Annotated in this window: 12 protein-coding genes and 1 pseudogene; 4 read left to right on the top strand and 9 right to left on the bottom strand. The window is 71.3% G+C overall.

Features of this window, described 5'->3' with window-relative positions; all coding sequences use genetic code 11:
- Window positions 1-14: 14 nt before the first annotated feature.
- Entirely contained in the window at window positions 15-4,961 is a 4,947-nt protein-coding gene (locus OG802_RS13875) for an NAD-glutamate dehydrogenase (RefSeq protein WP_329410524.1), read from the bottom strand.
- 637 nt (window positions 4,962-5,598) lie between these two features.
- Between OG802_RS13875 and OG802_RS13880 the strand changes: the two genes are divergently transcribed.
- The gene (locus OG802_RS13880; protein WP_329410526.1) at window positions 5,599-6,165 is read left to right on the top strand and encodes a DJ-1/PfpI family protein; all 567 of its coding nucleotides are present in this window, start codon (window positions 5,599-5,601) and stop codon (window positions 6,163-6,165) included.
- A gap of 542 nt (window positions 6,166-6,707) precedes the next feature.
- On the opposite strand, the gene OG802_RS13885 is transcribed toward OG802_RS13880, so the two are convergent.
- Together OG802_RS13885 and OG802_RS13890 are read right to left on the bottom strand one after the other, a co-directional pair.
- A complete protein-coding gene (locus tag OG802_RS13885) occupies window positions 6,708-7,379 on the bottom strand; it encodes an HAD family hydrolase (protein WP_329410529.1) in 672 nt (223 codons plus the stop codon).
- A 59-nt stretch (window positions 7,380-7,438) separates the two neighbouring features.
- On the bottom strand, window positions 7,439-7,954 hold the full coding sequence (locus OG802_RS13890) for a DUF6912 family protein (RefSeq protein WP_329410531.1): 516 nt from the start codon (window positions 7,952-7,954) through the stop codon (window positions 7,439-7,441).
- A gap of 561 nt (window positions 7,955-8,515) precedes the next feature.
- Between OG802_RS13890 and OG802_RS13895 the strand changes: the two genes are divergently transcribed.
- On the top strand, window positions 8,516-9,115 hold the full coding sequence (locus tag OG802_RS13895) for an Rv3235 family protein (RefSeq protein WP_443055241.1): 600 nt from the start codon (window positions 8,516-8,518) through the stop codon (window positions 9,113-9,115).
- A 137-nt stretch (window positions 9,116-9,252) separates the two neighbouring features.
- Here OG802_RS13895 and secA read toward each other — a convergent pair whose 3' ends face one another.
- Window positions 9,253-12,096: a preprotein translocase subunit SecA gene (gene secA / locus OG802_RS13900; RefSeq protein ID WP_329410535.1), complete on the bottom strand. Its 2,844-nt coding sequence runs from the start codon at window positions 12,094-12,096 to the stop codon at window positions 9,253-9,255.
- A gap of 279 nt (window positions 12,097-12,375) precedes the next feature.
- On the opposite strand from secA, the gene OG802_RS13905 reads away from it, so the two are divergent.
- Complete coding sequence (locus OG802_RS13905; RefSeq protein WP_329410537.1) at window positions 12,376-13,002, top strand: GNAT family N-acetyltransferase; 627 nt, start codon at window positions 12,376-12,378, stop codon at window positions 13,000-13,002.
- A 35-nt stretch (window positions 13,003-13,037) separates the two neighbouring features.
- Entirely contained in the window at window positions 13,038-14,210 is a 1,173-nt protein-coding gene (locus OG802_RS13910; RefSeq protein ID WP_329410539.1) for a winged helix-turn-helix domain-containing protein, read from the top strand.
- A gap of 183 nt (window positions 14,211-14,393) precedes the next feature.
- Here the strand turns inward: OG802_RS13910 and OG802_RS13915 are convergent, their stop codons facing one another.
- The 5 genes and pseudogenes from OG802_RS13915 to mtrB form a co-directional block, all read right to left on the bottom strand.
- Window positions 14,394-15,140, bottom strand: coding sequence for a response regulator (locus OG802_RS13915; protein ID WP_069773236.1), 747 nt, complete (start codon window positions 15,138-15,140; stop codon window positions 14,394-14,396).
- Between the two features lie 203 nt (window positions 15,141-15,343).
- Window positions 15,344-16,036, bottom strand: coding sequence for a ribosome hibernation-promoting factor, HPF/YfiA family (gene hpf, locus OG802_RS13920; protein WP_329410542.1), 693 nt, complete (start codon window positions 16,034-16,036; stop codon window positions 15,344-15,346).
- A gap of 806 nt (window positions 16,037-16,842) precedes the next feature.
- Window positions 16,843-17,613 (bottom strand): annotated as a pseudogene (locus tag OG802_RS13925) (ComF family protein); the annotation flags it as partial.
- Between the two features lie 395 nt (window positions 17,614-18,008).
- Window positions 18,009-19,880 (bottom strand): LpqB family beta-propeller domain-containing protein, encoded by a 1,872-nt coding sequence (locus tag OG802_RS13930; protein ID WP_443055242.1) that lies wholly within the window; start codon window positions 19,878-19,880, stop codon window positions 18,009-18,011.
- The gene (gene mtrB, locus OG802_RS13935; protein WP_329410546.1) at window positions 19,870-22,065 is read right to left on the bottom strand and encodes an MtrAB system histidine kinase MtrB; all 2,196 of its coding nucleotides are present in this window, start codon (window positions 22,063-22,065) and stop codon (window positions 19,870-19,872) included. Before mtrB ends, OG802_RS13930 begins: the two co-directional genes overlap by 11 nt.
- Between the last annotated feature and the right edge of the window lies 1 nt (window position 22,066).

A 22,066-nucleotide genomic window follows, 5' to 3' on the forward strand; every position in this document is an offset into this window, starting at 1 on the left:
GGGACCGCGGACTGCTACGAGTGCGTCCGCAGCAGCGTGCGCATGGTCCGCATGGCCACCGACAGGTTGGCCAGGTCGAACGTCTCCGACGTCTGGATCTCCTCCAGCGTCGTGCGCGCCCGGCCCAGGATCGCCGCGTTCCGCTCCTCCCACGCCTTGAACCGCTGCTGGGGCGTCGAGGACCCGTTGCCGGCCGCCAGGACGTCGGCGGTCAGCGCCGCGTGCGCCGCGTACAGGTCCTCACGGATCGACGCGCGGGCCATGGACTGCCAGCGGTCGGCGCGCGGCAGCTCGATGATGCGGTCCATCAGCTGGGTGATGCGCAGCCGGTCGGCGAGGTCGTAGTACACCTCGGCGACGTCCAGCGGGTCCTTGCCCATGCGGTCGGCCACCGAGACGATGTCCAGCGCCGGGAACGCCGAGGAGAACCCCGCCACCCGCGTGGCCAGCTCGTCCGGGACGCCCGCGGCGGTCAGCTCGTCGTAGATGCGCTGCCACCACTCCAGGTCCGCGCCCCGCATCAGCTTCGTCAGCTGCGACCACACCAGCTCGACGCGCTCGGCGAAGAACCCGACCGTCTCCGCCAGTTGCAGCGGCTGCGGCCGGTTGTTCAGCAGCCAGCGCGTCCCGCGCTCGACGAGGCGCCGCGAGTGCAGCCGGATCCGGGTCTGCACCTCGGCCTCGACCCGGTTGTCGAGCTCCTCCACCGCGTCCCACACCGGCGCCGAACGGAAGATCGCCCGGGCCGCGGTCTGCGCCCGCACGATCTCCTCCAGCGACGCGCCCGTCTCCTCGCGCAGCCGGTGCAGATACGTCGTGCCGCCCGTGTTGACCGTGTCGTTGACCAGGACGGTCGTGGTGATCTCACGGCGCAGCGGGTGGTTGTCGATGCTCTCGGGGAACCGCTCGCGCAGCGCCGTCGGGAAGTACGTGTGCAGCAGGCCGCGCAGGTAGTCGTCGTCGGGCAGCGAGGTGTGCAGCAGCTCGTCCGACACCGTGATCTTCGTGTACGCCAGCAGGACGGCCGTCTCCGGGCTGGTCAGCCCCTGACCGGCGCCCAGCCGCTCACGGATCTGCCGGTCGGTGGGCAGGAACTCCAGCGCACGGTCCAGGTGCCCCTCGCGCACCAGGTGGCGCATGAAGCGCTGCTGCGCGTGGAGCATGTCCTTGGACTGGGCGAGCGCGTTGGCGATCGCCGTGTTCTGCGCGTAGTTGTTGCGCAGGACCAGCGCGCCGACCTCGTCGGTCATCTCCGCGAGCAGCTTGTTGCGCTGCTTGACGGTCATGTCGCCGTCGGTGACCAGCCCGTTGAGCAGGATCTTGATGTTCACCTCGTGGTCGGAGGTGTCCACGCCCGCGCTGTTGTCGATGGCGTCGGTGTTGATCCTGCCGCCGAGCCGGGCGAACTCGATCCGGCCGAGCTGGGTCAGACCCAGGTTGCCGCCCTCGCCGACGACCTTGACGCGCAGATCGGCGCCGTCCACCCGGATCGGGTCGTTGGCCTTGTCGCCGACGTCCGCGTTCGACTCCGCGGACGACTTCACGTACGTGCCGATGCCGCCGTTCCACAGCAGGTCCACCGGCGCCCGCAGGATCGCCTTCATCAGGTCGGCCGGCGTCAGCTTGGCGACGCCCGCCTCGATGCCGAGGGCCGCGCGGATGTGCGCGTTGACGGGGATCGCCTTGGCCGTGCGGGGGAAGATCCCGCCGCCGGCCGACAGCAGCGCCGTGTCGTAGTCGGCCCAGCTGGAACGGGGCAGCTCGAACAGCCGGCGGCGCTCGGCGTACGAGGTCGCCGCGTCCGGCTCGGGGTCGATGAAGATGTGCCGGTGGTCGAAGGCGGCCACCAGCCGGATGTGCTCGCTGAGCAGCATGCCGTTGCCGAACACGTCACCGGACATGTCGCCGATGCCGACGACGGTGAAGTCCTCGGCCTGCGTGTTCACGCCCAGCTCGCGGAAGTGCCGCTTGACCGACTCCCAGGCGCCGCGGGCGGTGATGCCCATGCCCTTGTGGTCGTAGCCGGCCGAGCCGCCCGACGCGAAGGCGTCGCCGAGCCAGAAGTCGTAGGACTGGGCGACCTCGTTGGCGATGTCCGAGAACGTGGCGGTGCCCTTGTCGGCGGCGACCACCAGGTAGGTGTCGTCCTCGTCGTGGCGCACGACGTCGGCCGGCGGCACGACCTCCCCGCCGACCATGTTGTCGGTGATGTCGAGCAGCGCCGAGATGAACGTCTTATAGCTGGAGACGCCCTCGGCGAGCCACGCGTCGCGGTCCACCGCCGGGTCGGGCAGCCGCTTGGCGACGAAGCCGCCCTTCGCGCCCACCGGCACGATGACGGTGTTCTTCACCATCTGCGCCTTGACCAGGCCCAGGACCTCGGTGCGGAAGTCCTCACGCCGGTCGGACCAGCGCAGACCGCCGCGCGCGACCTTCCCGAACCGCAGGTGCACGCCCTCCACCTGCGGCGAGTACACCCAGATCTCGAACGCGGGCCGGGGCGCCGGCAGGTCCGGGATGGCCTGCGGGTCGAACTTCATCGACACGTAGTCGTGCGGACGGCCGTCCGAGCGCCGCTGGAAGAAGTTCGTGCGCAGCGTCGCCTTGATGACCGTCAGGAACGAGCGCAGGATGCGGTCCTCGTCGAGCGAGGCGACCTGGTCGAGCGCGGCCTCCAGCTCCTCCAGCAGGGCGTCGACGATCTCGTGCCCGGCGCGCTGCCGATCGGGCGACATCCGCGCCTCGAACAGCGACACCAGCAGCCGCGTGGTGTGCACGTTCGTGCGGAGCGTGTCCTCCATGTAGTCCTGGCTGAAGGTGGACCCGGCCTGCCGCAGGTACTTGGCGTACGCGCGCAGCACCGTGGCCTGCCGCCAGTCCAGCCCGGCGCCCAGCACCAGCGCGTTGAACCCGTCGTTCTCGGCCCGGCCGGTCCAGGTCGCGGAGAACGCCTCCTGGAACCGCTCGCGCCCGTCGTCGCCGAAGAAGTCGCCGCCGGGACCGGCCAGCGCCTTGGGGATGCGCAGACCGAAGTCGTAGATCCACGCGTGCGTGCGGTCCGAGCAGCGCAGCTCGTAGGGCCGCTCGTCGATCACCTCGACGCCGAGGCGGCTGAGCACCGGCAGCACCGCCGACAGGGAGATCGCGTCACCCTTGCGGTAGATCTTGAAGCGGCGCTCGTCGGGAGCGGCGCCCACCGGCTCGTACAGGCTCAGCGAGAAGCTCCGCTCCTCGCTCAGCCGCTCCACGTGGACCAGGTCGGACACCGCGGCCCGCGGCGTGTGGTCGGCCTTGTAGCCCTCGGGGAAGGCGTTGCCGTAGCGCCGCGACAGCTCCGCGGCCCGCTCCTCGCCGAGTTCGGCGTTGAGCGCCTCGGAGAACGCGTCGGCCCAGGACCGCGCCGCCTCCACCAGACGCGCCTCGATGCGCTCCTTGTCGGCGTCGGACAGCTCCGGCAGCTCGGTGCCCTGCGGGACGCGGACCACGAAGTGCAGCCGCGACAGGATCGACTCGGTGTTCCAGGCGGTGAAGTCGACGCTCGTCCCGCCCAGCTCCTCCTTCAGGATGTCGATGATCCGCAGGCGCACACCCGTGGTGTAGCGGTCGCGCGGCAGGTAGACGAGCGCGGAGTAGTAGCGCCCGTACTCGTCCTGCCGCAGGTAGAGCCGCAGCCGCCGCCGCTCCTGGAGGTACAGCACGCTGGTGACGATGGAGCGCAGCTCGTCCACCGGCGTCTGGAACAGCTCGTCGCGCGGGTAGGTCTCCATGATCTGGAGCAGGTCGCGCCCGTCGTGGCTGTCGGGCGAGAACCCGGCGCCCTTCAGCACGGCCTGGACCTTGCGCCGCACCACCGGCACCCGCGACACGGACTCGGTGTAGGCGGCGGAGGAGAAGAGCCCCAGGAACCGCCGCTCGCCGACGACGTTCCCCTCGGCGTCGAACTTCTTGACGCCGACGTAGTCCAGGTAGGACGGCCGGTGCACGGTGGCCCGGCTGTTCGCCTTGGTCAGCACCAGCAGCTTGTGCTCACGCGCCTTGGCACGGGCGTCGGCCGGGAGCCGCTCGAACGACGGGCTGACGGGATGGTCGTCGCCGTCGGCGTGGTGCGGGTCGGAGCGCAGGATGCCCAGGCCGGTGCCGGGGACGGCGGCGAGGGAGTCGTCCCCGCGCAGCTGGTACTCCCGGTAGCCGAGGAAGGTGAAGTGGTCGTCCGCCAGCCAGCGCAGCAGCTCACGGGCCTCGTCGACGTCGGGCTGCGCCAGATCGCCGGGGACGGGCTCCTCGGGGAGTCCGTCGGCGACCCGCAGCGCCGTGTCGCGCATCTTCTCCCAGTCCTCGACCGTCTCGCGGACGTCGGACAGGACGCGCAGCAGATCGCCGGTGATCTGCTTCAGGTCGGCCCGGTCGGTCTCGCGGTCGATCTCGACGTGGATCCACGACTCGATGTGCCCGTCGTGCGGCAGCTCCACGGCCGCGGGCGGGACGCTGAGCACCTCGATCAGCCGGCCCGCGACATCACGCCGCACGACGACCTGCGGGTGGATGACGACGTGGATGCCCCGGCCCTGCCGGGTCAGCTCGTTGGTGACGGAGTCGACGAGGAACGGCATGTCGTCGGTGACCACCTCGACGACGGAGTGGCTGCACGTCCACCCGTTCTCCTCGACGCTGGGCGTGTGCACCCGCACGCTGGCGGTGCCCTGCGGGCGGCTCTCGGCCAGCCGGTAGTGCGACACAGCGGCGCCGAAGACGTCGACCGGGTCGCGGCCGCTCAGGTCCTCCGGCGAGGTGTGCAGGTAGTAGCGATGGAGGAACGCGAGGAGGGCCGCGTGGTCCGGGATCCCCGGAGTGCCCTCGCCCGTCGTCCCAGTCGGTAGATGCCCCCCGACCGGGCTGTTCTCAGCGACCCGCGCCGCCCTCTCGAGCAGCTCGGCCTTGGCTTCGTCCAGCTTGGTCTGCATTGTCCTCTGACTCCTGTCGCGCGCCGTTGCGTGACGTAGAAGGAAGTACGGGCTCTTCCCCTGCGACCCGGCGCCACGGCCCGGGATCTCCGGACTGCTCCGACGCTATGCCGCAAGGTGAGACGAGCGGGGGGATATCAGCCATTCTCGGCACCGCTCCGGGGTGTGACGCTGCTCTCCGCGTCGCCTGCCTCCGGGATGTGCACGCCGCCCGGGGGCCCCTTGCGACCCCGTCCCGCCCGCGCCGATCAGCGACCGCCGCCCGGTGGCGGAGATGGTCCGCACACACCGGGCGCAGGGCAGGGGCGACATTGCCCCCGCGAGATATCGCGCTGATCACGCCACCAGGCTATCGCTCCCCACCGGGCCGCCGTCATGAGCCGTATGTGTACAAAAGGCGGGTCGGAACTTTGACGTTCTGCACAGCTCGCGCGGCCGCCCGGACGGCTATGGGACGACCGGAAAGACGGCCGGAGGGACGGCCGGGTCACGCGTCGCGCACGAGACGGACGGGAACACGGGAAAAGTCGACGGCGGCCCCGGCCCGCGGGACGCTGGGAACGCCCCCTCCGGGCAGACCCACCCGCCGGGAGCCCCGTCGGCCGTGCCGACGCCCGCCCGAGAGGAGACGTCCACCATGACCACGAAGATCCTCATCGTCACCGGCGACGCGGCGGAATCCCTGGAGGTCCTCTACCCCTACCAGCGTCTGCGCGAGGAGGGCTACGAGGTCCACATCGCCGCGCCCGCCCGCAAGCGGCTCCGGTTCGTCGTCCACGACTTCGAACCCGGCTTCGACACCTACACCGAGAAACCCGGCTACACCTGGCCCGCCGACCTCGCCTTCGCCGAGGTCGATCCCGGAGCGTACGCGGCCGTCGTGGTCCCCGGCGGACGCGCGCCCGAGTATCTGCGCAACGATCCCGAACTCCGCAAGATCGTCAAGTCGTTCTTCGACGCCGACAAGCCCGTCGCCCAGATCTGCCACGGGCCCCTGCTGACGGCCGCCGCCGACGCCCTGCACGGCCGGCGCGTCACCGCCTTTCCGGCGCTGGAGCTCGACATGCAGTCGGCCGGGGCCACCTTCCAGGACGCCGAGGCGGTGGTCGACGGCGCCCTCGTCTCCGCGCGGGCCTGGCCCGACCATCCGGCCTGGATGCGCGAGTTCCTCGCCGTCCTGCGCGCCAAGGCCCCGGCGACCTGACCCGCCCACCCCGCCCACGCGGCCGTGTCCACCCGCCTGGGCCCACGCGGCCGCGGCCGTACTTGGGCCCTTCGCTCACGCGCCCGTGCTCGGGCGGCCGCGTGTGGACGCAGCCGTAGCCAGGCAGCCACGTGTGAACGCAGCCGTGGCCAGGAGCAGCGCGCTCACGCAGCCCCGCTCACGCGCTGCGCTCACGGCGCCGTGCCCGTGCTCACGCGCCCGTGCTCGGGCGGCCGTGGTCAGGATCTGCGTGCGCAAGCAGCCCCGCTCACGCGGCCGGGTTCGCGCGACCGTGCTCGGGCAGCCACGTGTGAACGCAGCCGCACCCAGGAGCAGCCCCGCTCAGGCGGCCGTGCTCACGCGGCTGTGGTCAGGAGCAGCGTGCTCGGGCCGGCCGTGCTCGGGCCGACCGTGCTCACGCAGCCTGGCCAGGAGCAGCGCGCTCACGCAGTTCTGCTCGCGGGGCCCCGCTCAGGCGGCCGTGCTCACGGGGCTGTGGTCAGGAGCAGCGTGCGCAAGCAGCCCCGATCACGCGGCCAGGTTCACGCGGCCGTGGCCAGGCGTCCCGCTACCTCCACGGCCTCGTCCAGCGTGTCCACCACCGGCACCCCGACGCCCTCCAGGCTGGCCCGGCTGTGCGACCCGCCGGTGTACAGCACGGCCCGCGCCCCGACGTGCAGCGCGGCCACGGCGTCGTCGGCGGCGTCCCCGATCACGACGGTGCGCGCCGGCTCGACCCCGGTCAGCTCTCTCAGGTGCCGCACCATGTGCTCGGCCTTGCTGCCCCCGGAGGGGCCGGTCCGCCCGTCCACCCGGACGAAGTGCGGCTCGATCCCGAACCCGCGCACCAGCGGGACGAGTTCCTCGTGCTCGTACATGCTCAGCAGGGACTGGCTGTGCCCCGCCGACCGCCACCCCGCGAGCAGCCCCTCCGCGCCGTCGGTCAGCCGGCACCCCACCCGGTGCTCGGCGTAGTACCGGTGGAAGACGCCGTCCATCAGCTCCCACTCGGCGTCCGTGGGCAGCCTGCCCATCAGCCGCTCGTAGAACTTCGGCACCGGCACGCAGTACAGCGCCCGGTACTGCTCCAGCGTGATCGGTGTCAGACCCAGCTCGCCGAAGGCCGCGTTGGTGGCCCCGACGATCGCTTCGTTGTCGTGGAACAGGGTCCCGTTCCAGTCCCAGACGATGTGCGCCGCTTCGTGCTTCCCCATACCCGCAAACGTACCCGCCGCCACCGACAGTCAAGTGGACGACCGTGGCGGCGGCCTCCTCACTCGCCCGGGCCGACCAGGTTCGCGATCTCCTGCGGGGCGAACCACAGCAGTTCGTGGTCCTCGGCGCCGTCCACGACGAACTGCGCGTCGTCGTCCCCGCCGTCCGCCGCCGCGAGGGCCTTCGCGGCCGCGGTGACGTCCGCCTCCGCGTCCCCGGCGTCGACGTGCACGGCGGCCGTCTTGGCCAGCCGCACGGCGCCCGTCACCCGCACCTCGCCCAGCGCCGCCGGGTCGAGTCCCCGGTCGGGGTCGACGGCGGTCGCACGGTCGGGGACGTCCACGGCGACCACGACGCGCCGCCGCGGGGCCGCCTGGTCCGCCGCGAGGAGCCGCAGGGAGGCGAGTGCGGCCCTGCTGAGCGCCGCGTACTCCAGTTCCTCGATGTCGTCGGAGAGGTACCACTCGCGCAGCGCGGGCGTGACGGCGTAGGCGAGAAGCGGCTCGGCCCCCAGCTCACCCGTCCGGTGCGCCTCGGCGAGAGCGGGGAGGGTCAGGGGGACGTAGACGCGCATGGCGGACCGCTCATTTCGTGATCGGTGACACGGACTCGGTGACACGGACTCGGTGACACGGACTCGGTGCCACGGGCCCGGTGCGCCGGACTCGGTGCCGGGACTCGGGCTCGGTGACGGGGCTGGGACTCAGGGACTCGGACTCGGACTCGGTGACGGTGCTTGGTGGGACTCAGTGACGGGACTCGGTTGCGGACCCGGTGAAGGGACTCAGCGGTTCGACGGTTCGACGGCGGCACAGACGCAGAGGTCCGGAGGCAGTGGGCGGTGCACCGGGAGGCGGCGACGCGCCTGCCCGGCGGCCTTCAGGATACGTGCGGACGTCCCCTTTCGGGCCCCTGCCCCCACCCGCGCGGACGTCAACCCGACGCCCCGGACCTCACCCGGCCCGCCCCCGTGAAACCGGGCTCCGGGCACCCCGGTCCGCCCCTGATGGGTGAACTTCCGGCGCCCCCGACACGGGCGCACCCCCGGCTTGCCGCCGTCGGCCATCACCCCGTACAAGATCCACAACGAAAAGTTACCGCCCGGTAAAACCCGGGCTCACCGAACGGGGACCCCATGGACAAGGTCATGACGAGGACGCAGCCCCACCCCGGCTCCCGCCCGCCCGGCACCCGCCCCGCAGGCGCCCGCCCACCCGGCCGTCGTGACACCCGCCGCCCCGCCGGCGCACCCCCGCGCACCCCCGGCGGCGGCACCCCGCGCACGGCGCCGGCAGGCGGCCGCCCGCCCGGCCCGCCCGGCGCCGGCCCCTCCACCCGCCCCGCCGACAGCCGCCCGGCGACCGCCGGGACCCCGGGCGGCCCGCTCCCCCAGCCACGCCCCACCGACCTCTTCGCCGACCGGCTCCTCGCCGTCCTGAGCGGCCGCCGCCCCGTCCACTACATGCTGCGCCACACCCGCGGCGCCGCCTACGACGACCTGGCGCACCTCGCCGAGCGCGGCCCCCTGCGCACCGCCCACGGCACCTGCCCCGTCGTCCGCGACATCGGCTACTTCGTGCCCCGACCCGGCGCGATCGAGGCCTTCGCCCGGATCGGTGCCGGCGACCGCGTGCGCGCCATGGCCTTCCGTCTGGAACTCGGCAGGGACCGCCGCTGGCGCTGCACCGCCGTCGAACTCGACGGCCACCGCCGAGCACCCGCCCAGGACGCCTGACGGCCCACCCGACGCCCGCCAGGAACGCCCCCCTCCCCCAAGCCGTCCGGCAAGGCGCAGGCGACCGCACGCGAAGGGGCCGGGCCACACTCAGGTGACCCGGCCCCCTCCAACCGCCGCACGACCGCGCGAACCGGCTACTTCTTGCGGCGCCGCCCGGCCTTCGCCTGCTTGCGGCGCTCCGCCCGCGTGAGACCGTCGGCCTCGGAACGCACCGGCTCCTCGTCGTCCTCGAAGTCGCCCTCGATCGTGCCGCCCTCGCCGTCCACCGTCGGCGCCGAGAAGTGCAGCTGACGACGCTGCGGAGCGTCCAGCCCCTTCGCACGGATCTCCGGACGCGCACCCGCCTGCGCCGGCACCACGTCCTGCTTGTCCATGTCGACCGGCGCGGCGTCCTGGACCGGAACCTCCTCGACCTGCTGCTCCACCTGGACCTCCAGGTTGAACAGGTAGCCGACGGACTCCTCCTTGATGCCGTCCATCATCGCGGAGAACATGTCGAAGCCCTCACGCTGGTACTCCACCAGCGGGTCCTTCTGCGCCATCGCGCGCAGACCGATGCCCTCCTGGAGGTAGTCCATCTCGTAGAGGTGCTCGCGCCACTTGCGGTCCAGCACCGACAGCACCACCCGGCGCTCCAGCTCACGCATGATCTCCGAGCCGAGCTGCGCCTCCCGCGACTCGTACTGCTCGCGGATGTCGTCCTTGATGGACTCCGAGATGAACTCCGCCGTCAGACCCGCCCGGTCGCCGGCCGCCTCCTCCAGCTCCTCCACGGTGACCTTCACCGGGTACAGCTGCTTGAAAGCACCCCACAGCCGGTCCAGGTCCCAGTCCTCGGGGAAGCCCTCGGCGGTCTCCGCGCCGACGTACGCGTCGATCGTGTCGTCCATGAAGTGATGGATCTGCTCCTGCAGGTCCTCACCCTCCAGCACCCGACGACGCTCGCCGTAGATGACCTCACGCTGCCGGTTGAGGACCTCGTCGTACTTCAGGACGTTCTTACGCGTCTCGAAGTTCTGCTGCTCCACCTGCGACTGCGCCGACGCGATCGCCCGCGTGACCATCTTGTTCTCGATCGGCACGTCGTCCGGCACGTTCGCCATCGACATCACGCGCTCGACCATCTGCGCCTTGAACAGCCGCATCAGGTCGTCGCCCAGCGACAGGTAGAACCGCGACTCCCCCGGGTCGCCCTGACGGCCGGAACGACCGCGCAGCTGGTTGTCGATACGCCGCGACTCGTGCCGCTCGGTACCAAGGACGTACAGCCCGCCGAGCTCCTTGACCTCCTCGAACTCGGCCTTCACCGCACGCTCGGCCTTCTCCAGCGCGGCGGGCAGCGCCTGCGCCCACTCCTCGATGTGCTCCTCGGGGTCCAGACCCCGCTGACGCAGCTCCGCCTCGGCCAGGTCGTCCGGGTTGCCGCCCAGCTTGATGTCCGTACCACGGCCGGCCATGTTCGTGGCCACCGTGACCGCACCCTTGCGGCCCGCCTGCGCGACGATCGACGCCTCACGCTCGTGGTGCTTGGCGTTCAGCACCTCGTGCTGGATGCCCCGCTTGGACAGCTGCTGCGACAGGTACTCGGACTTCTCGACCGACGTCGTGCCGACGAGGATCGGCTGACCCTTCTCGTGTTTCTCCGCGATGTCGTCGACGACCGCCTCGAACTTCGCGACCTCGGTGCGGTAGATCAGGTCCGACTGGTCCTTGCGCACCATCGGCCGGTTCGTCGGGATCGGCACCACGCCGAGCTTGTAGATCTGGTGGAACTCCGCGGCCTCGGTCATGGCCGTACCGGTCATGCCGCAGAGACCGGGCTGCTCCTTGCCGCTGTGGTCGTGCCGCTTGTAGAGGCGGAAGAAGTTCTGCAGAGTGATCGTCGCGAGCGTCTGGTTCTCGTCCTTGATGTCCACCCCTTCCTTCGCCTCGATCGCCTGGTGCATGCCCTCGTTGTAGCGGCGGCCGGCGAGGATACGGCCCGTGTGCTCGTCGACGATCATGACCTCGCCGTCCATGACGACGTAGTCCTTGTCCTTCTTGAAGAGCTCCTTCGCCTTGATGGCGTTGTTCAGGTAGCCCACCAGAGGCGTGTTCACCGACTCGTAGAGGTTGTCGATGCCCAGCCAGTCCTCGACCTTGCTGACACCCGCCTCGTGGATGGCGACCGTGCGCTTCTTCTCGTCGACCTCGTAGTCGCCGGTCTCCTCGATGCCCTTCAGCGGGTTGCCGGCCTCGCCCTTCTTCAGCCGCGTCACCAGCTTGGCGAAGTCGCCGTACCACTTCGTGGCCTGATCGGCCGGACCCGAGATGATCAGCGGCGTACGCGCCTCGTCGACCAGGATCGAGTCCACCTCGTCGACGATGGCGAAGTTGTGGCCGCGCTGCACCAGCTCGTCCTGCGCCCACGCCATGTTGTCGCGCAGGTAGTCGAAGCCGAACTCGTTGTTCGTGCCGTACGTGATGTCGCACGCGTACTGCTCACGCCGCTGGGCCGGCGTCATGTTGGCCAGGATGCAGCCGACTTCCAGACCCAGGAACTTGTGAACGCGCCCCATCATCTCGGAGTCGCGCTCGGCCAGGTAGTCGTTGACCGTGATCAGGTGGACGCCCTTGCCGGACAGCGCGTTCAGATACGCGGGCAGCGTGCCGACGAGCGTCTTGCCCTCACCGGTCTTCATCTCGGCCACATAGCCGAGGTGCAACGCGGCGCCACCCATGATCTGCACGTCGTAATGACGCTGGCCGAGGACGCGCTTCGCGGCCTCACGCACGGTGGCGAACGCCTCGGGCAGCAGGTCGTCCAGGGTCTCGCCATCGGCGTACCGCTGCTTGTACTCCTCGGTGAGGGCCCGCAGCTCGGCGTCGGAGAGGTCGACGAAGTCCTCTTCGATGGAGTTGACCTGGTCCGCGATGCGGTGCAGCTTGCGCAGGATCTTGCCTTCGCCTGCACGCATGATCTTCGAGAGGACGGACACGGGGGTTGGTCTCCTTGCCGGTCGGGCCTGGAACGGTCGGTTTCCTTTGACTTACTGAGCAACGGCCATCGTATGCGAGGACCCCACCGCGCCGGGAGGCCTGCCGGACGAGGACCGCACACTGCTGCGCACCTGCTCCTGAAATCTCTTCACAGGGAACAACGGCCGGACGCCGCCGATGGTGCCGCCGCCGCCCGACGAATTGCGCGAATTGTGATCACCCGCTCACACCCCGCCGACAACTGGCGTCCGACACGGCCCCCCGCGCAGAATCGCCCGATGGAGCCCGCACCCCCCACCCTCACCAGCGCCCGCCTGATCCTGCGCCCCCTCGACCCGCGCGACACCGACGCCCTGTACACCGCGGCCCAGGACCCCGACATCCAGCGCTGGACCACGATCCCCTCCCCCTACCTGCGCGAACACGCCCGCAGCTTCATCGAACTGCTCGCCCCCGAGGGCTGGGCCACCGGCTCCATGTTCACCTTCGGCGTCTTCCTCCCCGACGACGGCCCCCTCACCGGCGTCCTCAGCCTCACCATGCGCGCCCCCGGCACCGCCGAGGTCGGCTTCTGGACCGCCAAGGAACACCGCGGCCACGGCTACACCACCGAGGCCACCCTCACCGCCGCCCGCTGGGCCTTCACCGACCTCGGAATCGACCGCGTCGAATGGCGCGCCGAAGTCGGCAACGAAGCCTCCCGCGCCGTCGCCGGCAAAGCGGGCTTCACCCCCGAAGGCGTCCTGCGCTCCGCCATCGCCAACAAGGGCGTACGACGCGACTGCCGCCTCGCCGCCCTGCTCCCGTCCGACCTCGGACTGCCCTCCACCACCCCCTACCTCCCCGCGCCCCCGCCCGCCGCACCGACCGCCACCGCACCCCGCGACGGACTCCCCAGGCCCTGACCGCACTGTCAGACCCACCCCCTATCGTGCGATCCATGACGACCCCGCGCCCAGCCACCGAGCTCTCCGCAGACGAAGCCCGCCGCATCGCCCTCCGGGCCCAGGGCTTCCTCGGCACGCCCGACCGCAGGGCCGGCGTGCGCGGCGTCCTCCGCCACCTCGGCGCCGTCCAGCTCGACACCATCTCGGTCCTGGCCCGCTCCCACGAACTGATCCCCTACGCCCGCCTGGGAGCCGTCGGCCGCAAGACCGTCGAGGACGCCTACTGGAAGGACACGCACGCCTTCGAGTACTGGTCCCACGCGGCCTGCATCCTCCCCGTCGAGGAATGGCCCCACTTCGCCTTCCGCCGCCGCGCCTACCGCAACCGCCCGCAGTGGAACCACGACCTCCCCGAGGGCACCTACGAACAGGTCGTCAAGCAGCTCCGCACCGAAGGCCCCCTCACCGCCACCGACTTGGGCGGAGCGAAGAAGACCAGCGAGTGGTGGGACTGGTCGGGCACCAAGGTCGCCGTCGAACGCGCCCTCATGTACGGCGAGGTGGTCTGCGTCGAACGCCGCGGCTGGAAACGCGTCTACGACCTCGCCGAACGCGCCGTCCCCGCCGGCCTGCTGCACGACGAACTCGACGACGCCGAGTGCCTGCGCCGCCTCGTCCGCCTGGCCGGCCGTTCCCTCGGCGTGGGCACGCGCGCGGACATCGCCGACTACCACCGCCTCAAGGGCGAACAGGTCGACGCCGTGATCGCCGACTCCGGCCTGGTCCCGGTCACCGTCGAAGGCTGGGGCAAGCCCGCCTGGGCCGACCCGACTGCCCTGGACACTCCCCCGCGCGGCCGCCACCGCACCACGCTCCTGTCCCCCTTCGACTCCCTGATCTGGGAGCGCGCACGCACCGAGCGCATCTTCGGCTTCACGCACCGCCTGGAGGCCTACGTCCCCAAACCCAAGCGGGTGTACGGCTACTTCGCGATGCCCGTCCTCGCCGGCGGCCGGCTCGTCGGCCGCGTGGACCCGGCACGCGAGGGCCACACCCTTGTCGCCAAACAGGTCACCCTGGACGGCCCCAAGGCGGTCCCGGCAGTGGCCCAGGCCCTCCTCGAAGCCGCGACCTGGGTGGACTGCACGGACGTACGCGTGGAACGTGTCGACGCCCCGGAACTGCGCGAACCGCTCAACCGGGAACTCGCCCACGCACTCGCCTGACGAACACGGCGCCCTCCGACGAGCGGCGACGGGCAGCGACGAGCAACGGGCGGCAGGCGGCACGAAGACGGGGGCGGCAGGCAGCACGATCAGACAGGGGCGGCAACTGCGGGAAGCGCCGCCCGCTACAGACAGCAAGGCCGGGCGGCTCAGCGGCCACCCGCGCCCCCGCGCCACCCCGAGTCAGCGGATCTCGAGGATCTTCTCCCGCATCGCGTACACGACCGCCTCCATCCTGGAGTGCAGTTGCAGTTTCTCCAGGATGTTGCGGACATGGTTCTTCACGGTGTTCTCGGAGATGAACAACTCCTTCGCGATGTCACGGTTGTTCATCCCCGTCGCCACCAGCTTGAGCACCTCCAGCTCCCGGTCCGTCAGCCGCGGCGCGGGGACGAGCCTGCGCTCGTCGGTCCGCTGGATCATCGACTTGAACTCGGTGAGCAGCTTCGACGCCATGGAAGGGCTGATCTGCGACTGACCGTCCGCGACCGCGCGGATCGCGGTGGCGACCTCGTCCGTGGAGATCTCCTTGAGGAGGTAGCCCGTCGCGCCCGCCTTGATCGCCTCGTAGAGGTCGGCCTCCTCGTCGCTGATCGTCAGCATGATGATCTTCGCGCTCGGGGCCACCTCCTTGATGGACGTGCAGGCCTCGATACCGCCGCGCTTGGGCATCCGGACGTCCATCAGCACGATGTCGGGCAGCAGGTCGGCCGCCTTGTCCACGGCCTCGGCGCCGTCGCCCGCCTCACCGACGACCTGGATGTCCTCCTCGGCCGCGAGCACGATCTCCAGCCCCCGGCGGAACAGAGCATGATCGTCCACGACGAGAACCCTGATGGGCTCCTTGCGTGAAGTGCCCCCGTCCGGGCCCATGCCGACGACGCCGTCGTCGGCGTCGTCGTCCCGCATCGGTCCGAAGGTGTCCGCCATCGTTCCTCCCCCTGAAGGCTGTGGCCGTGGTCCTGAGCCATCGCCAACCCAAGGCAACGACCCACCGGTTGAGCCGCCCTGCCATGATTCCATGCCCGGACGACAACGCGGCGACAGAGCGAGGTGCCAGGGGCGCGCACGGGTGCCCCTGGGGGCGCACACGCGCTCCAGGGGCACACCGCTCGAACTCTCACGGGGCGGGGTCAGCCGCCCAGCGTGCCACCCGCCTCGGGGGCGTTCGCCTGAGCCACCATCGGGTCGGTGTCGAGGTAGATCACACCGTAGTCGTAGGCGTGGCGCCGGTAGACGACGCTGGGCTGCTTCGTCTCGGAATCGACGAACAGGTAGAAGTCGTGTCCGACCAGTTCCATCTCGTAGAGGGCCTGGTCGAGCGTCATCGGAGCGGCCACATGGGTCTTCTCGCGCACCACGAGGGGGCCGTCGCCCTGCACCTCGAGGGAGCCGATCTTCTTCGTCGGCACGCTGTTCGTCTCGCCGGACGGGACGGGCTGCCCGTCGCCGTTGAGCGTGGCCACGCCCGGCACGTGGTCGGGGACCTCGGCCGCGGACAGCCTGCGGGAACCGCGGCGCGTGTATCGCTTGTCATGCTGCTTGCGCAGCTGCGCGTCCAGCTTCTCCGCCGCCAGATCGAGTGCCGCGTACGCGTCGCTGGCCGACGCCTCCGCCCGGATCACTGGGCCGCGGGAGCGGAGCGTGATCTCCACTCGGTCGCACCGGTCGGCTTGTCGGGGGTTGGGCTCCTTGGACACCTCGACGTCGAGGCTGATCACCTTGCCGTCGAGCTTCTGGATCTTCTCCAGATTCAGCTTCTCGGCCACGTGCTTGCGGAACCGCTCGGGCACCTCGGTCTTGCGGCCCTTGACGACGATGTCCACGCAGAACTCCGTTCCCGGATCACTCCGCTCGTCGGCGGAGCGTCTCCCTTTTGCACCAGGCTCCGGTGAGTACCGGAACCTCCGACTTGGTGACTTCCACCTCCTCCTCCCCCATGGGCGAGATCTACACCCCCGGTACCGCAGGGGATTACGAAAACCCGCAGCACGGCATTCGGATTTGAGAGGTGTGGCCTGCGGCTTTCCCTCACAACCGAACATATCTCGCCCGGACGGATGTCGTCACCCTCTACTGCGGCGTACCTCCGTTCAGGTGAATTGACTCTCTCATTACCTGCAACGACGCAAGTTCTCCATCAGTTCCGGTTTATTTCGAAGGAGTCCGGCGATGCCGCGACCACGGCCGCGCACACCACGTCACCCGTGCCACCCGGTCCCGGGACCCACGCCGGGATCCGGCTCCTGCCTCCCTCCCTCACCCCGGACGGCGTCACTCTTCTGCCTTCCCGAGTCCCGCCCCCGTACACGGCCCCGACGCCACCACCACACTTCCCGCCCTCCACCTCCCCGACGCCCTCCCCGCCCCCCGTACCCGCCCGACCGCCGTCCATCCACCCCACCTGCCCGGCACCGCCTCCCACAAGGCCCACCGGACCCACAGCGGCCAGGCCGGCCGACGCGGCCGGGCTGGCGATCCCGGCTGACGCGGCTGTCCCGGCGGTCCCGGTTGTCCTGGCTGACCCGGCTGACGCGGTTGTCCCGGCTGACCGAGCTGACCCGGCGGTCCCGGTTGACACGGCTGTCCCGGTTGACACGGCTGTCCCAGGCGTCCAGGCCGTCGGTGGAGTCCCGGCAGCCTCCGCTGTCCCGGCGGCCCCCGCTGTCCCGGCCCTCGCAGCCGTCGCGGTCGTCGCGGTCGCCGTCGTCGACGCCCGCGCAGCACGCACCGCCCGCGCCGCCTCCGCCAGCGACGCGCCCGTCGTCACCAGGTCGTCCACGAGCACCACCGGAACGCCGTGCAGCAGCCGCACGCCCCCGGGCACGACCGTCAGCGCACCCACCAGGTTGTCCAGCCGCCCCCGCGCGTCGAGCCCCGCCTGGTCGGCCACCGGCCGCCGCTGCCGCAACACCGCGGCCACCCGCGCCGCCACCCCGGCCCGCCGCAACTCCGCGGCCGCTGCCAGCGCGATACGACGCGCCGGGTCATGACCACGCGCCCGCACGGCGGCGGGGGCGGAGGGGACGGGGACGAGGAGGACGGTCGTGGGGGGTTGGGGGGCCTCCCCCTCCCCCTCCCCCCTCCCCTCCACCCCCGCCTCCCGCAGTCCCGCCCGCACCGCTCCTGCCAGCGCTGCCCCCAGTGGGCGGGCGAGCGCCAGGGCGCCGCGTTCCTTGTGGGCGAGCAGCACTGCCCGTACCTCGTCCGCGTAGCGGGCCGCCGCGTACACGGCGGGCAGCCCGGGCGGTTCGACCACGGGCCGCACCCGGAACGGCACGGTGCCGCTCAGTGCCGTCCGGCATCGCGGGCAGAGCACCGTGCGTGCCGTTCCGCAGCCGCCGCACTCGGCGGGCAGCACCAGGCCGGCGAGTTCCTGCCACCACTTGCGAGCGCCTTCCACGTGGATCACTGTGCCAGTGGCCGGGGTGGCTCACCAGGCCTGTGGAAAACCGTTCGGGTCGGCCTGTGGAAAACGCGAAGGCGGGGGTCGGAACGCTTCGGGAAGGCGGGCGTGACGGATCAGGCGGACAATTGATTCACGTGGGACGCGGGAAAACGCAAAGGGCGTGGGGACGTCCGTCCGCAGTGAACTCGTGGCCCATGACCGCCGGCCCGGAACACCACCGCCGGGTCCCCGACCACAAGCCCGAACCATGGACCCGGGCCTGGACCCGAGCCTGGAAGGCGACCACACCCCCGCCAGGAAACCCCAGCCCCCCAAGCGAACCGCCAACCGCCAACCGCATCCGCGCAAGTCCTCCGGAAGAGCCCGGCCCGAACGAGTCGCGGGGTGGTTCACCCCGGGTAGAACGCGACGGAGGCGGTTTCCTTCAGGGTGCGCCAGCCGCTGCCGCCGGGCAGCCACAGCAGTCCGTCCTTGGAGGTCGCGAAGAGCGGGAGGTCGCTGTCCTCGGACGCGGCGATGCTCCTGACCTCCGTGAGGCCGGGGAGGGTTCCCGCCTCGGGGAACGAGCCGTCGCACTGCACGTACTGGACTTGTTCCACGCCGCCGGCTTCCCGGCCGACCACGACGAGCCGGCTGTCCCCGGCCCATGACATGGCGGTGACCTTCTCCAACTCGGGTGCCGCGGGACGCAGTTCCTGGACGGACATGGCCGGCCGCGTCCCGTCGCCCACGCCCCGCTCGATGCGTCCGATGAGCAGGGACTGCTTGCCGCCCTTCTCCACGACGAGCGCGATGCGCACTCCGTCCGCCGCCACGCGCACGGCGTTGATCCGGCCGTCCAGGCCCGGGGTGAGGACCTTGAGGGGTTCGCCGCCGCCCTTCTCGAGCAGGAGGAGGCGGGGGTCGGCGGGGTCGCGGTCGGCGATCCACAGGTTGCCGTGGGCGTCCCAGCTGGGGGTGGTGAGCCGGTCGGTCTCGGTCTTGCCCTTGCTCTCGAGGACGGGGTCGCCGAGGGTGTCGCCGGACAGCGTGGAGGCGACGTAGAGGCTCCTGCCGTCGAGGGCGACTCCGGCGGCGCTGTGCTCGTCGTGGGCCACGGCGACGGAGCGCAGTGCCTTGGTGCCGTCGCCGAACGCTCCGGGGACGGGGTCGGCCTTGGTGTCGCCGCTGCCGCCGGCCATGCGGATGAGGCGGTGCTGGCCGTCGATGAAGTAGAGGTAGCCGGGGCTGTTCTGCGAGCCGCGGGCGGCGACGGTGGCGGCGCGTTCCTCGTTGAGGGAGCAGAGCTGGGCGCCGCCCGCGCGCAGGGCGATCTCGTCGATGGTGGGGGTCAGACTCCGCAGGGAGAACAGGAGCTGGGCGGCCATCTCGTCGCACTTGCTCTGGCCGATGTGGGCCGCCTTGTCGTTCAGCGGCACGGTGAGCTTGTTCTGGTCGTCGGGGGTCAGCGAGGTGACGTTCTTGGGCAGGGCGGCGCCGGTGGGGAAGCTGGATCTGACGACGGGGCGGAGCCAGCTGGTGGGTCCGTCGAGCACGGAGCGCACCATCTGGGTCGTGGGGTCGACCCGCTCGCGTACGTAGACGGGGTCGGCGACGGCCATGGGCCGGTCGGGGGTGTCGGCCTTGGTGTTGGAGGCGAAGTAGTACTTGTTGACGGCGACGTAGTTGCGCTGGAAGTCGGATCTGCCCATGACGACGCCGGTGGGGAGGGCGTCGATGCGCCATTGGCGGGTCTTCTTGTCGCGGGTGAGGTGGACGGGCTGGCTGTAGCCGCCGGAGGCGGGTGCGTAGGCCTGCTGGGCGTCCACGGTGGCGATGCGGGTGCCGGTCAGGATGAAGGAGAAGTCGTCGCCGCCTTCCCTGCTGTCGGCGGGGTCGGCCTGGGTGGCGGGTCCGTCGGCGAGGACGGTGGTGGACCGTTCGGGTTCCCAGGATCGGGCGGCGCGGGCGCTGAGGTACTGCCGTGCCGTGGAGTAGCGGGGGTCGTCGCTGGTGAGGGCTTCCAGGAAGCCCTGGACGATTTCGGCGGGCGGTGCGTCGTCCCGGGGCGGTATGGCGAACACCCGTACCTGGGTGTCCTGGCGGGGGGTGGATTCGACGTTGCGCAGGTCTCCGCTGTCGGGCATGGAGGCGCATCCCGCGAGCAGGACGACTCCGCAGGCGGCGTACGCCGTCGCGCGCCCGCGTCCGCGCCCGCGCGCATCTCCGCGTGCCGGCGTGCGGCCGGTGCGGGCTCCCCCCTCGCGCTGTTCAGCGCCCACGAAATGCCTCCCCTTGTTCGTCCACGCCGTCCACGCCGTCGGCGCCGGTGTGCGTCCCGTTGCGGTTGCCCCTGGTGGCCGTGTGTGCGGCGTCGTCCGCGGGGCCGGGGGCGTCCGGGGCGCCGGTGTCCGCGGGGTCGTCCCGGTCCGGGGCGGGGCCGTGCGCCGTGGTCCGGGGGGCGGGTCGTTCGTCCTGTTGCCGTGCGCCGGTCGCGGTGGCGCCCGGCGCGGGCCGGGACACCACGCGTGAGCCGTTGCCGGGGAGGGCCGTGGGGTCGGCCGTGGGTGAGGTGGCGCCGGCGCGGGGGGTGAGGGGGGTGCGGGCGGCCGTGGCCTGTTCGGTGGCGGGCTGTACGGGGACCGTGGCGCTCTTCTGGCCGCCGCCGCGCGGCACGCCGGAGTCGTCGAGTTCTCCGCGGTTGCGGCGGGAGTCCTTGGGTTCCAGGGGTATCGGCGAGCCGCGCAGGGGTTCGTCGGCGGTCCTGGGCAGGGTCAGCCGGAACTGTGAGCCGCCGCCGGGCTCGCCCCAGGCCTGGAGCCATCCGCCGTGCAGGCGCGCGTCCTCCAGGGCGATGGACAGGCCGAGGCCGGTGCCGCCGGTGGTACGCGCGCGTGCCGGGTCGGCGCGCCAGAAGCGGCTGAAGACGCGGGTGGCCTCGCCGGGCTTGAGGCCGACGCCGTAGTCGCGTACGGCGATGGCGACGGCTCCGCCCGCGGAGGCGAGTTTGACGATGACGTCCTTGCCCTCGCCGTGTTCGACGGCGTTGACGACGAGGTTGCGCAGGACGCGTTCGACGCGCCGGGCGTCGGCCTCGGCGACGACGGGCTGCTGGTCGCCGAGGACGCGGACGGTGGTGCCCTTGCGTTCGGCGAGCGGCGCGGCTCCGCTGACGACGCGGCGGACGACCTCCCGCAGGTCGATCGGCTCGGCCTCCAGGGCGGCGGCGCCGGCGTCGAAGCGGCTGATCTCGAGGAGGTCGGCGAGGAGCGTCTCGAAGCGGTCGAGCTGGTCGGCGAGGAGTTCGGCGGAGCGGGCGGTGACGGGGTCGAAGTCGACGCGGGCGTCGTGGATGACGTCCGCGGCCATGCGCACGGTGGTCAGGGGGGTGCGCAGTTCGTGGGAGACGTCGGACACGAAGCGGCGCTGCATCCGGGAGAGGTCCTCCAGTTGCTGGATCTTCAGCTGGAGGTTCTGCGCCATCTTGTTGAAGGCTTCGCCGAGGCGGGCGATGTCGTCCTCGCCGGTGACCTTCATCCGTTCCTGGAGGCGTCCGGCGGAGAGGCGTTCGGCGATTCCGGCGGCCATCCGCACAGGGGTGACGACCTGGCGTACGACGAGCCAGGCGATGGCTCCGAGGAGGACGACGACGAAGAGCCCGGCGGTCGCGAGGGTGCCCTTGACGAGGCTGAGCGACTTCTCCTCCTGGGTGAGCGGGAAGAGGTAGTACAGCTCGTAGGCCTCGCCGTTGGGGTCGTTGACCTGCTTGCCGATGACGAGCGCGGGCTGCGATTCCTTGTCGTTGAGGTACATGATGCGGGAGTAGCTCTGCACGGCGCCGTTGCCGCTGTTGACGCGTTCGCGCAGGTTCTCCGGGACGCTCTTGTTGGGGTCGACGAAGCCGGAGGCCCGTGGTCCGCGGCCGCCGCCGCTGTCGTCGACGGGGGGCAGGGTGACGACGTCGAAGGCGCCCTGTCCGCCGCTGGACAGCGACAGGACGAGTTCGCTCATCCATTCGGTGACGTTCTGGGAGCCGCGGCCGTTCGCCGGGGCGGTGCCGTCGGGGGTGGAGCCGGAGCCGGCGGCTTCGTCGGCTTTCTGCTTGGCGACGGCGAAGCCGCCGGTGGCCTGGCTCTGGGATGCCCTGACCTTGGCGTCGAGGAGGCCGTTGCGGACCTGTCCGATGACGACGAAGCCGAGCAGCAGGACGACGCCGAGGGACATCAGCAGCGTCGTGGCGACGACCTTGAGCTGGATGTTGCGCCGCCACAGCCGCATGACGGGCAGGAGGGGCCGGCGCACCCAGCGCAGCAGCAGTCGCAGGACGGGGCTGTTGTGCACCCCGCCGCGCAGGGGTCCGCCTTCGAGGAGGCGGGCGAGGCGTGGGCCTGGCGTGTCACGGCCGACAGGCCGCTGCGGACGGGCCCCGGACCGTCCGGGAGCCGAAGCGGCGCTGTCCCCGGTCATG

Source organism: Streptomyces sp. NBC_00704 (assembly GCF_036226605.1).
In the GTDB taxonomy this organism is placed as follows: Bacteria; Actinomycetota; Actinomycetes; order Streptomycetales; family Streptomycetaceae; genus Streptomyces.